The organism is Pseudomonas sp. AU12215 (assembly GCF_001675465.2).
GTDB classification, from domain to species: domain Bacteria; phylum Pseudomonadota; class Gammaproteobacteria; order Pseudomonadales; family Pseudomonadaceae; genus Pseudomonas; species Pseudomonas nitroreducens.
On record NZ_MACM02000165.1, the window covers coordinates 149193 to 161305 of the forward strand.

General features: G+C 64.1%; 10 protein-coding genes. 7 read left to right on the top strand and 3 right to left on the bottom strand.

Annotated elements, in window-relative coordinates; translation table 11 throughout:
• Window positions 1-3: 3 nt before the first annotated feature.
• The 3 genes from A9513_RS27205 to A9513_RS27215 all read left to right on the top strand — a co-directional run bounded on the left by A9513_RS27205 (window position 4) and on the right by A9513_RS27215 (window position 4845).
• Entirely contained in the window at window positions 4-1533 is a 1530-nt protein-coding gene (locus A9513_RS27205) for an APC family permease (protein WP_065086109.1), read from the top strand.
• 460 nt (window positions 1534-1993) lie between these two features.
• Window positions 1994-4141 (top strand): adenosylcobalamin-dependent ribonucleoside-diphosphate reductase, encoded by a 2148-nt coding sequence (locus A9513_RS27210; protein ID WP_065086110.1) that lies wholly within the window; start codon window positions 1994-1996, stop codon window positions 4139-4141.
• 17 nt (window positions 4142-4158) lie between these two features.
• Entirely contained in the window at window positions 4159-4845 is a 687-nt protein-coding gene (locus A9513_RS27215; protein WP_038803760.1) for an NrdJb, read from the top strand.
• 283 nt (window positions 4846-5128) lie between these two features.
• Here the strand turns inward: A9513_RS27215 and A9513_RS27220 are convergent, their stop codons facing one another.
• Both A9513_RS27220 and A9513_RS27225 read right to left on the bottom strand, forming a co-directional pair.
• Complete coding sequence (locus A9513_RS27220; RefSeq protein ID WP_065086111.1) at window positions 5129-6079, bottom strand: homoserine kinase; 951 nt, start codon at window positions 6077-6079, stop codon at window positions 5129-5131.
• Between the two features lie 34 nt (window positions 6080-6113).
• Window positions 6114-6401, bottom strand: a complete 288-nt coding sequence (locus tag A9513_RS27225; RefSeq protein ID WP_024766803.1) for a DUF2782 domain-containing protein — start codon at window positions 6399-6401, stop codon at window positions 6114-6116.
• A gap of 74 nt (window positions 6402-6475) precedes the next feature.
• Here A9513_RS27225 and polA point away from each other — a divergent pair, with 74 nt between their 5' ends.
• On the top strand, window positions 6476-9226 hold the full coding sequence (gene polA / locus A9513_RS27230) for a DNA polymerase I (protein WP_065086112.1): 2751 nt from the start codon (window positions 6476-6478) through the stop codon (window positions 9224-9226).
• Between the two features lie 278 nt (window positions 9227-9504).
• On the opposite strand, the gene yihA is transcribed toward polA, so the two are convergent.
• Entirely contained in the window at window positions 9505-10167 is a 663-nt protein-coding gene (gene yihA, locus A9513_RS27235; protein WP_065086113.1) for a ribosome biogenesis GTP-binding protein YihA/YsxC, read from the bottom strand.
• Window positions 10168-10347: 180 nt separating this feature from the next.
• Between yihA and A9513_RS27240 the strand changes: the two genes are divergently transcribed.
• The 3 genes from A9513_RS27240 to A9513_RS27250 all read left to right on the top strand — a co-directional run bounded on the left by A9513_RS27240 (window position 10348) and on the right by A9513_RS27250 (window position 12112).
• Window positions 10348-10638: a cytochrome c5 family protein gene (locus A9513_RS27240; protein ID WP_024766806.1), complete on the top strand. Its 291-nt coding sequence runs from the start codon at window positions 10348-10350 to the stop codon at window positions 10636-10638.
• A 47-nt stretch (window positions 10639-10685) separates the two neighbouring features.
• A complete protein-coding gene (locus tag A9513_RS27245) occupies window positions 10686-11291 on the top strand; it encodes a cytochrome c (protein WP_017521245.1) in 606 nt (201 codons plus the stop codon).
• A 179-nt stretch (window positions 11292-11470) separates the two neighbouring features.
• Window positions 11471-12112 carry a thiol:disulfide interchange protein DsbA/DsbL gene (locus A9513_RS27250; protein WP_024766808.1) on the top strand — a complete coding sequence of 214 codons (642 nt, stop codon included), beginning with the start codon at window positions 11471-11473 and terminating at the stop codon, window positions 12110-12112.
• Window position 12113: the final 1 nt, after the last annotated feature.

A 12113-nucleotide genomic window follows, 5' to 3' on the forward strand; every position in this document is an offset into this window, starting at 1 on the left:
ACGATGAGTGGGTCCCCTGCCAAGCGTGCCGCTGGCGTTACCGATCAAGACGCCGAGCAGCTCGCTGCCCTCTGCTACAGCTCCAACTTCGAACGCAGCATGGGCCTGTGGGAGAACTTCTCCCTGGGCTTCACCTATCTGTCGCCCGTGGTGGGCGTCTACACCCTGTTCGGCCTGTGCCTGGCCGCCGGTGGTCCGCCGATGTTCTGGACCTACCTGCTGATCGGCCTGGGCCAGTTGCTGGTGTGCCTGGTGTTCTGCGAAGTGGTCTCGCAATTCCCCATCTCCGGGGGCGTCTACCCCTGGGCCCGTCGCCTGGTGGGCAAGCGCTGGGCGTGGATGGTCGGCTGGGTGTATGCCTGGGCGTTGTGTACCTCCATTGCCGGCATCGCCGTGGGTGCCAGCCCGTACATGGCCGCCATGCTCGGTTTCGACATGCACGGCAACGCCGCCATCGGCATCGCCCTCGGCCTGATCGCCCTGTCCACCGTGCTCAACCTGTCCGGCACCAAGCTGCTCGCCCGCGTCGCCATGTTCGGCTTCATCTGCGAGCTGGGCGGTGCGCTGCTGGTGGGCGGCTACCTGCTGATCTTCGAACGCCACAACGACTTCAGCGTGCTGTTCAACACCTTCGACATCAAGGTCGACGGCAGCTACTGGCCGGCCTTCCTCGCCGCATCGCTGGCGGGCCTGTTCCAGTACTACGGCTTCGAAGCCTGCGGTGACGTCGCCGAGGAGACCCCGAACCCCGGCAGGATGATTCCCAAGACCATGCGCATGACCATCTATATCGGTGGTGCGGCGGCGATGTTCGCCTGCCTGGCGCTGATCCTCTCGGTGCCGGATATCCAGCGCGTGATCAACGGCGAAGACACCGATCCGGTGACCACCATCCTCGCCAACGCCTTCGGCCCGGTGGGTTCGAAGCTGGTGATGGCGGTGGTGATGGTGTCGTTCGTCTCCTGCGTGCTGAGCCTGCAGGCCGCCGCCAGCCGCCTGCTGTTCGCCTATGCCCGCGACGAGATGATCGTCGGCAGCAAGGCCCTGTCGAAGCTCAACAGCAACCACGTACCGGCGGTCGCGCTGATGGTGGCGGGCGTGATGCCGGCAGCCATCGTCTGCCTGGGCCTGTTCATGGCCGATGCAGTGGCCACCATCGTCGGCTTCGCCGCGATCGGCATCTACATCGCGTTCCAGTTGATCGTCGTCGCCGCGCTGATCGCCCGCGCCAAGGGCTGGGCACCGGGTGGCCAGTTCACCCTGGGCAAATGGGGCGTGCCGGTGAACGTCGCGGCACTGATCTATGGCGTGGCGGCGATCACCAACATGGTCTGGCCGCGCACCCCGGACGCGCCCTGGTACATGAACTACTCGATGATCCTCACCACGGTGATCGTGCTCGGCGCCGGCCTGCTCTACATGCTGCTGGCCAAGCCCTACGACAAGGGCACTGCGCCAGCGGGCGACGCCCACCGGATTTCCCGCCGCCAACCATCCGTGCGCGCTGCGGGCGCGCTGACCGAACCGGCTTGATCGCAACGTTGACGCAATTCGGGCCATACGCCTGAGGGGCTGCGTCTGGAGCGCCACCTTTCCCGGGTGACGCTCCCCTGCGTTTGCGCAACGGACCCTCCATCCCCGCGATGGCCGGTCCGTTTTTTTATGGGCGAGGTAAAACACTTTTGCAGGAGCGGACTCCGTCCGGGCTGTTCCACCGGCCAGCTCGGAACCGATGATGCTGTGCTGCGTCTTCGCCGCGCCTGATCGTCGCACCATTCCTGCCTGAAATTTCCCCACGTGATTTGCGGCCGACGCCCCGCCAATCGTCGCTTTCGTGCATCTTTTTCAGCGTCTTCCGATCAACCGTCTATCGTGTGTAATGGTGCGAGCCAGGCACAAGATATTGATACCGGTCAGTCTTCTGTGTCTACATATTGGGTCTACTCGCGCTCCTTTGCGCCTGCCACCCAACCGACAGGAGGTTATTTCTCGGATGGCCAAGACCGATGCGCGCCCCCGTGGCGCCGACCAAGGAGTTCTCGCCCTACAACCTGCCTCGCAGGACATCTGGGACAGCAAGTACCGCCTCAAGCACAAGAGCGGGAAACCCATCGACGGCAGCGTCGACGAGACCTGGCAGCGGGTCGCCCGTGCCCTGGCCGACGTCGAGGCGAACAAGGCCCTGCGCGAGCACTGGTACGAGCGCTTCCTCTGGGCATTGCGCAATGGCGCGATCCCTGCCGGGCGGATCATCTCCAACGCCGGCGCCCAGGGACACAAGCCGGCCACCTCGACCATCAACTGCACCGTGTCCGGAATCATCCGCGACTCCATGGACGACATCCTGGAGAAGGTCCACGAGGCCGGCCTGACCCTCAAGGCCGGCTGCGGCATCGGCTACGAGTTCAGCACCCTGCGCCCGCGTGGCGCCTACGTTTCCGGCGCCGGCGCGCACACCAGCGGGCCGCTGTCGTTCATGGATATCTACGACAAGATGTGCTTCACCGTCAGCTCCGCCGGCGGCCGCCGCGGCGCGCAGATGGGCACCTTCGACGTCAGCCATCCGGATGTACGCGAGTTCATCCGCGCCAAGCGTGAAGACGGCCGCCTGCGCCAGTTCAACCTCAGCCTGCTGATCACCGACGGCTTCATGGCGGCGGTGGAGAACGACGAGGACTGGCCGCTGATCTTCCCGATCCATGAGAAGGAGCGCGACGAGGTCGACCTCAAGGCCCCGGACGAAGTCGTCTGGCGCGACTGGCCGGTGCACGACAACTACCTGGTCGGCGACGACGGCCGCGTGGCGTGCAAGGTCTACGGCCGGGTCAAGGCGCGGCACCTGTGGGACATGATCATGGTGTCCACCTACGACTACGCCGAGCCCGGCTTCATCCTCATCGACCGGGTCAACGAGATGAACAACAATTGGTGGTGCGAGGCGATCCGCGCCACCAATCCGTGCGGCGAGCAGCCGCTGCCGCCCTACGGCTCCTGCCTGCTGGGCTCGGTGAACCTGACCACCTTCGTGGTGGATGCCTTCGGCGGCAACGCACGCTTTGACTGGGAGCGCTACCGCGAAGTGGTCCGCGTCTTCACCCGCATGCTCGACAACGTGGTGGAGATCAACGGCCTGCCGTTGGAACAGCAACGTGCGGAAATCCTCGGCAAGCGTCGCCACGGCATGGGCTTCCTCGGCCTGGGCTCGGCGCTGACCCTGCTCAAGCTGCGCTACGGCAGCCCGGAAGCCTGCGTGTTCACCGAGGAAGTGGCGCGCGAGATGGCCCTGGTCGGCTGGGAAGTGGCGCTGGAGTTGTCCCGCGAGAAAGGCCCGGCGCCGGCGCTGGTCAAGGAATACGAAGTCACCGCCGAGATGCTGCGCAAGCGGCCGGAAATGAAGGCCGATGGCTTCAAGGTCGGCGACAAGGTCGCAGGACGCGTGCTCCACGCCAAGTATTCGCGCTACATGCAGCGTGTCGCCGAGCATGCGCCGCAGCTGATCGAGGAACTGGCCCAGCACGGTGCGCGCTTCACCCACCACAGCTCCATCGCGCCCACCGGCACCATCAGCCTGAGCCTCGCCAACAATGCCTCCAACGGTATCGAGCCGAGCTTTGCGCACCATTACTCGCGCAATGTGATCCGCCCGGGCCGCAAGACCAAGGAGAAGATCTCGGTCTTCAGCTACGAGCTGCTGGCCTACCGCGACCAGATCGACCACCACGCCGTGCCGGGCGCGGAGGAGGAGAAGCACCGCCTGCCGGACTACTTCATCACCGCCGACGACATCACCCCGCAGCAGCACGTGGACATCCAGGCCGCCGCGCAGAAGTGGATCGATTCGTCGATCTCCAAGACCGCCAACGTCCCCACCGACTATCCGTTCGAAGACTTCAAGGACATCTACCTCTATGCCTGGCGCCAGGGCCTGAAGGGCTGCACCACCTTCCGCTTCAACCCGGCGGCCTTCCAGGGCGTGCTGGTCAAGGAGTCGGACCTGGAGAAGACGGTGTACCGCTTCGAGCTGGAAGATGGCAGCGTGGTGGAGCTCAAGGGCAACGAGGAAGTGGAGTACGACGGTGAGATCCATACCGCCGCCAACCTCTTCGACGCCCTGAAAGAAGGCTATTACGGCAAGTACTGATACCCCTGGAGAATGCTATGAGCGTCAAGATCAACCAGAAGATCAAAGGCTTCCAGGTGGTGGACGTGGCCGAGGAAAAGGCCCGTGTGGAAGCCGCCGCGGCCGCCGCCGTGGTGAAGATGGACGAAACCCTGCAGCGCCCCGAGCTGCTGGTGGGCGCCACTTACAAGATCAAGTCACCGCTGTTCGAGCACGCGCTGTACGTGACCATCAACGACGTGGTGCTCAACCCGGATACGCCGTATGAGCAGCGCCGGCCCTTCGAGATCTTCATCAACTCGAAGAACATGGACCATTTCCAGTGGATCGTCGCGCTCACCCGGATCATGTCCGCGGTGTTCCGCAAGGGCGGCGACTGCACCTTCCTGGTAGAAGAAATGAAGGCAGTGTTCGACCCACGCGGCGGCTACCTGAAGCGCGGCGGCATCTATATGCCGTCGATCGTCGCCGAAATCGGCGCGGTCATCGAGCGCCACATGGTTGCCATAGGCCTGATGGAAGGCCCGCAGCTGGACGAGGAACAGCGCCTGTACCTCGCTGAAAAGCGCGCCGCCTACGAAGCCGCCCAAGGCACTAACAAGGCCGAACCCGGCGAAGGCTTCCCCGCCGGCGCTCAGCTTTGCGGCAAGTGCAACACCATGGCGGTGGTGCAGATGGACGGCTGCGCCACCTGCCTGAACTGCGGGCATTCGAAGTGTGGGTGAGACGGAGCGACGCGACGTATACGTCGCGCCGGCGAACGCCTGGCCATGGATGGCCAGGCTGGGGTTGAACTTGAGCAGAGGAGCAACGGCAAGGATGCCAGCTCCGAATTAGATCTTTACGACGCCCGCACTCGTCGCCCGGCGAACGACCGACCATGGATGGCCGGGCCGAGGCTGACCTTGAGCAGAGGAACATCGGCAGGGATGCCAGCTACGAGTTAGATCTTTACGCCACCCGATTCACGCCGGGTTGTTCTTTTGTAGGAGCGAGCCGTCGGAGCGTTTACAGCGCAAATGGCAAATGAATAGCCACCTTCTGCCGTTGCACCAGGCGTCGCTCGAACTCGCTCGGGTCGTGAATCAGCACGTCCTGCCCGGCGAATGCCTCGGCGGCAATCAGCCGCGACAGCCAGAAGCGCACACACGCCACGCGCAGCATCTCCGGCCACAACTCGGCTTCCAGCGCAGTGAACGGCCGCTTCGCCGCGTAGGCTGCCAGCAGCGCGCGAGCGCGCGGACCGTCAAGGGCGCCGTCGTCGTTGGAACACCAGTCGTTCACGGTGATCGCCAGATCGTAAAGCATCCAGCCGGAGCTGGCGTTGTAGAAGTCAATCACCCCCGCCAGGTGCGGGCCATCGAACAGCACGTTGTCGCGGAACAGGTCGGCGTGCAGGTTGGCGCGCGGCAGTGCCGGTTGTTCGGCAAGCAGGCGGGCAATCTCTTCGAGTGCATCGCCCAACAGCGTGGCCGCAGCACCGGAGAGGTGCGACTGCATCGCCTCGCCCTCGTGCAGCATCCAGCTCAGGCCACGGTCGCTGGGGCGCTCGATGATCCGCTCGCGGGTCGCCAGATGCAGGCGCGCCAGCAGGTCGCCGACTTCCTGGCAGTGATGGTTGTTCGGCGAGCGCTCGTGGCGGCCGGCCAGGCGCGGTTGCAGCAGCGCCGGTTTGCCTTCGAGCTGGCGCAGGGCTTCGCCGTCCTTCGTGCGCAGTGCATAGGGCACCGGCAGGTCGGCTTCGTGCAGCACGTCGAGCAGTTCGATGAAGAACGGCATCTCCTGCACCGGGCCGCGCTCCACCAGGGTCAAGACGAATTCGCCCTGTTCCAGGCTGACGAAGAAGTTGCTGTTCTCCGATCCTTCCGCGATTCCACGAAAGTCGCGCAGGCGGCCGAGGCCGTAAGGAGCGAGGAAGTCTTCGAGAACCGGACGTTCCAGAGGCGTGAATACCGACATGCTCAATCCTCTGGAGCGTCGTGGTGGGAAGGGTTTACCAGCTGAAGATCTGCCACTGCGGAATCAGCTTGTCGGGCTGGTCCGAGCGGATGAAGTTGCCGTCGCTGCCGTCCTGGCGCACCAGGAAGTACGGCTTGCCGTGCTTGGGCACGACCTTGATGGCGTAGAGGAAGCCGTTCACGCGGTATTCCTGGATGGTCTTGTCGCCCTCCTGGCGGATGGTCACATCCGGTTCCGGCGTCGGGGCATCGTCCGCCGCCATGACGGAAGTCGCGCCAAGACCCAGTAGAGCGGCGAGCAACAGGCGGTTCAACGTACGCATGATAACCTTGTCCCTTTGTCGAATTGGCTACGGACATTTTAGCCCGAGCCCTTCTGAAAAGGTTGATTCCCCTCATGAGCCAAGCACCCCTCGTCCTCGTGGACGGCTCGTCCTACCTGTATCGCGCCTTCCATGCCCTGCCGCCGCTGATGACCTCCACCGGCATGCCCACGGGTGCGGTGAAGGGCGTGCTGAACATGCTCAAGAGCCTGCGCAAGCAGTACCCGGACAGCCCTTTCGCGGTGGTCTTCGATGCCAAGGGCGGAACCTTCCGCGACGAGATGTTCGCCGAATACAAGGCCAACCGCCCGTCGATGCCGGACGACCTGCGAGTGCAGGTGGAGCCGTTGCACGCCACGGTACGCGCCCTCGGCCTGCCCCTGCTCTGCGTGGAAGGAGTGGAAGCGGATGACGTGATCGGCACCCTCGCCCGGCAGAGCGCGGCTGGCGGTCGGGCGGTGGTGATCTCCACCGGCGACAAGGACATGGCGCAGCTGGTCGACGGGCACATTACGCTGGTCAACACCATGACCGGTAGCGTGCTCGACGTGGATGGCGTGAAGGAGAAATTCGGTGTCGGTCCTGAGCTGATCATCGATTACCTCGCGCTGATGGGCGACAAGGTCGACAACATTCCCGGCGTGCCCGGCGTCGGCGAAAAGACCGCCCTCGGCCTGCTCACCGGCGTGGGTGGCGGCCTGGATGTGCTCTACGCCAGCCTGAACAAGGTGCCCGAGCTGCCGATCCGCGGCGCCAAGGGCCTGCCGGCCAAGCTCGAAGAGCACAAGGACATGGCCTATCTGTCCTACAAGCTCGCGACCATCAAGTGCGATGTCGAACTGAACATCGAGATCGATGCCCTTCACCCCGGCGAGCCAGACCGTGAGGCGCTGACCGAGCTGTACCGTACCCTGGAGTTCAAGACCGGGCTGGATGACCTGCAGCGCCAGGCGGCCAAGGCCGGAAGTCCGCAACTGGCGCTGGAAGAGGCCCCGGCTGCGACGGCGGAGAAGCGTTACGAGACTGTCCTGGAGCAGAGCCAGTTCGATGCCTGGCTGAAGAAGCTGGAAGCTGCCGACCTGATCGCCTTCGACACCGAGACCACCAGCCTCGACCCGCAGCAGGCGCAGGTGGTGGGCGTGTCCTTCGCGGTCACGGAGGGTGAAGCCGCCTACGTACCGCTGGCGCACAGCTACATGGGGGTGCCGGCCCAGCTGGACCGCGATGACGTGCTCAAGGCGCTCAAGCCGCTGCTGGAGGATCCGAAGAAGCGCAAGGTCGGCCAGCACGCCAAGTACGACATGAACGTCCTGGCCAACGCCTCGACGCCCATCGCCGTGCAGGGCATCGCCTTCGACACCATGCTCGAATCCTACGTGCTGGACTCCACCGCGACCCGTCACGATATGGACAGCCTGGCGCTGAAGTACCTCGGCCACAGCACCATCCGCTTCGAGGACATCGCCGGCAAGGGCGCCAAGCAGCTGACCTTCGACCAGATCGCCCTGGAACAGGCCGGCCCCTACGCCGCGGAAGACGCCGACGTCACCCTGCGCCTGCACCAGACCCTGTGGCAGAAGCTGGAGGCCATCCCCTCGCTGGCCAAGGTCCTGACCGAGATCGAGATGCCGCTGGTGCCGGTGCTGGCGCGTATCGAGCGCAACGGAGCGCTGGTCGATGCCAACCTGCTGGGCAAGCAGAGCGTCGAGCTGGGCGAGAAGATGGTCGAGCTGCAGCGCCAGTCCTTCGACCTGGCAGGCGAAGAGTTCAACCTCGGCTCGCCCAAGCAGCTGGGCGCCATCCTTTATGAAAAGCTCGGCCTGCCGGTTCTGTCGAAGACCGCCACCGGCCAGCCGTCCACCGCCGAGAACGTCCTCGCGGAACTGGCCGAGCAGGATTACGAACTGCCCAAGGTGATCATGCAGTACCGCTCCCTGAGCAAGCTCAAGAGCACCTATACCGACAAGCTGCCAGACCAGATCAACCCGCGCACCGGGCGCATCCACACCAGTTACCACCAGGCGGTGGCGGCCACCGGCCGGCTGTCCTCCAGCGACCCGAACCTGCAGAACATCCCGATTCGAACCGCCGAGGGCCGGCGCATCCGCCAGGCCTTCGTCGCGCCCCAGGGCTACAAGCTGCTGGCGGCGGACTACTCGCAGATCGAGCTGCGCATCATGGCTCACCTGGCCAAGGACGAAGGCCTGCTGGACGCCTTCCGCCATGATCGCGACGTGCACCGCGCCACCGCCGCCGAAGTCTTCGGCGTGCCGCTGGATGACGTGACCTCCGACCAGCGCCGCAGCGCCAAGGCGATCAACTTCGGCCTGATCTACGGCATGAGCGCCTTCGGCCTGGCCAAGCAGATCGGCGTCGAACGCAAGGAAGCCCAGGCCTACATCGACCGCTACTTCGCTCGCTATCCGGGCGTGCTGGCCTATATGGAGCGTACCCGCGCCCAGGCCGCCGAGCAGGGCTTCGTCGAGACCCTGTTCGGCCGTCGCCTGTACCTGCCGGAAATCGCCTCGAAGAACGGCGCCATGCGCAAGGCCGCCGAGCGCACCGCGATCAACGCGCCGATGCAGGGCACGGCGGCGGACATCATGAAACGCGCCATGGTGGCTGTGGATAACTGGCTGCAGGAAAGCGCCATCGATGCCCGCGTCATCCTTCAGGTTCACGACGAACTGGTGCTGGAAGTGCGCGAGGACCTGGTCGACCAGGCTCGCGATGGCATTCGGCCACTTATGAGCGGTGCGGCGGAACTGGACGTACCGCTGGTCGTCGAAGCAGGTGTGGGAGCGAACTGGGACGAGGCCCACTGATCGGCTGGACGAGCGGTCGGAAAGCACGCCAGCCGGGCTTTCCGGCTCGATTTGCCGAGCGCTTTCGGGCCTGCCGGAAAAAATCTTTTGTGACCTGCTGAACTTTCCCACAAAGAGCTGAGTCAGAACTCGTGAATGGCTGGTGAAGCCCTTCGATGCTCCTTTGCAGTGTTTAGTGTTGGCAGATTACTGGACCCCGCCCTAGCGGTCCGGACTTAAACCCCGAACTTCCCCCTCCCCATACGAAGCTCGGGGTTTTTTTTGCCTGCGATTCGGCCTCAGGCCTGCTCGCCGGCCTCCTCTTCTTCCTCATCCAGCAGCCCCAGCCAGCCGGCCAGGACCAGTTGCGCCTCTTCCACACCCTGGCGCTTGGGCGCCGAGAACAGTTGCAGGGTGGCGACATCGCCCCAGCCGTCGAGGATTTCCTTGCGGGTCTTGAGCAGTGCGTTCTTCGCCGCGCCGTAGGCCAGCTTGTCGGCCTTGGTCAGCAACACGTGGATCGGCAACTGGCTGGCCTGGGCCCAGTCGAGCATCAGGCGGTCGAAATCGGTCAGCGGATGACGGATATCCATCATCAGCACCACGCCGGCTAGCGCATTGCGGCTGGAGAGATAAGCTTCCAGGTGCTGCTGCCAGTGCAGCTTCAGCGGAATCGGCACCTTGGCGTAGCCGTAGCCGGGCAGGTCGACCAGGCGGCGCTGGTCATCCAGGCGGAAGAAGTTCAGCAACTGGGTGCGGCCGGGGGTCTTGGAGGTGCGCGCCAGGTTCGCGTGGGTCAGCGCATTCAACGCGCTGGACTTGCCCGCGTTGGAGCGGCCGGCGAAGGCGACTTCCAGGCCGGAGTCTTCCGGGCACTGGTTCACCTTGGCGGCGGAAATGAGGAAAGTGGCCTGTTGGCAGAGGCCGAGAATCGGGTTTTTCGTAGCGTTATTCGAGGACATGGGTAACTTCGCGGCGGGTGCGACGCGGTGTCGCGGGGGGCGGTTTCGTTTCCGTTTGGGCATCTGAAGTATATAATGCCGCGGATTTTGTGTGCGCTTTATCCCCCAGGGTCGAGCCACACGGGAACGTTGGAGTCCGCGCAATCAAGAACGCGGATGTTCCCTGCGATGAGGATAATCATGAAGAAACTGCTGTTCGCAGCCATCGTTGCAGCGCTGGCGTCCAGCGCCCTGGCGGCCCAGGATCCGGAAGCCGTTTTCAACAGAGCCTGTGGCGCCTGCCACAATGGTCAGTTGCCAATGGCGCCGAAGAAGGGCGACGCCACCGCTTGGAAGCCGCGCCTGGACAAAGGCATGGACACGCTGGTGCAACATGTGACCAACGGTTTCAACGCGATGCCGCCTCGCGGCCTGTGCACCGACTGCAGCGCCGAGGATTACCAGACAATTATCCAGTGGATGTCGAAGTAACTTCTCAGGCCTTACTCTTTCACCCTTAGCCGTTATTGGATTAGCTGATGAACAAATTGATCGTGAGTCTGCTGTTGACCCTGGGTCTTGTCGGTGTGGCGCACGCCGCTGGCGATGCCAAGGCCGGTCAGGCGAAAGCTGCTGTCTGTGGTGCCTGCCACGGCGCCGATGGCAACAGCATGGCGCCCAACTTCCCGAAACTGGCCGGGCAGGGTGAGCGTTACCTGCTCAAGCAGATGCACGACATCAAGGACGGCAAGCGCACCGTGCTGGAAATGACCGGCCTGCTGACCAACCTGAGCGATCAGGACCTGGCCGACATCGCCGCCTACTTCTCCAGCCAGAACGGCAGCGTCGGCGCCGCCGATCCCAAGCTGGTCGCCCAGGGTGAAGCCCTGTTCCGCGGCGGCAAGCTCGCCGAAGGCATGCCGGCCTGCACCGGTTGCCACAACCCGGCTGGCCAGGGCAACGCCGAAGCCGGCTTCCCGCACCTGGGTGGCCAGCACGCGGCCTACACCGCCAAGCAGCTGACCGCCTTCCGCGAAGGCGAGCGCACCAACGACGGCGACGCCATGATCATGCGCAGCATCGCCGCCAAACTGTCCAACAAGGACATCGCTGCGATCTCCAGCTACATCGAAGGTCTGCACTAAGCAGCCGTCCGGCTTCAACGCCGGATCGAAAAACTGCTTCGAAAAAAAGGGTGGCCTCGGCCACCCTTTTTTGCATCCTCCGCCACTACAATGCTGGAACCGTGTCTGGCCCTTCCGGTCAAACCGCTTCACCCCGCCGCGCGGCAGCGCGGCGGTTCCGCTCAGCCAAGGAGTGAACCATGCGTAACCTGATTTTCACCGCCGCTCTTGCCTTCGCCGGCCTGTTCGCCGTCAACGCGAACGCCGCCGACTTCGAAGCGGGCAAGAACTACACCGAGCTGAACCAGGCCGTCCCGGTCTCCCAGCCCGGCAAGATCGAGGTGGTGGAGCTGTTCTGGTACGGCTGCCCGCACTGCTATGCGTTCGAACCGACCATCAACCCGTGGGTCGAGAAGCTGCCGGCCGACGTTCACTTCGTGCGTATCCCGGCCATGTTCGGCGGCCTGTGGAACATCCACGGCCAACTGTTCCTGACCCTGGAATCCATGGGTGTGGAGAAGAAGGTGCACCACGCCATCTTCGAGAAGCTGCACAACAATCCCAAGGCCCTGACCACTCCGGAAGAAATGGCTGACTTCGTCGCCGAGCAGGGCGTGGACAAGGACAAGTTCCTCAGCACCTACAACTCGTTCGCCATCAAGGGCCAGATCGAGAAAGCCAAGAAACTGGCGATGGCCTATCAGATCAGCGGCGTGCCGACCCTGGTGGTCAATGGCAAATACCGCTTCGACATCGGCTCGGCCGGTGGCCCGGACGAGGCGCTGCAGCTGGCTGACCAGCTGATCGCCAAGGAACGCGCCAGCGCCAAGGCCGCTCAGTAAG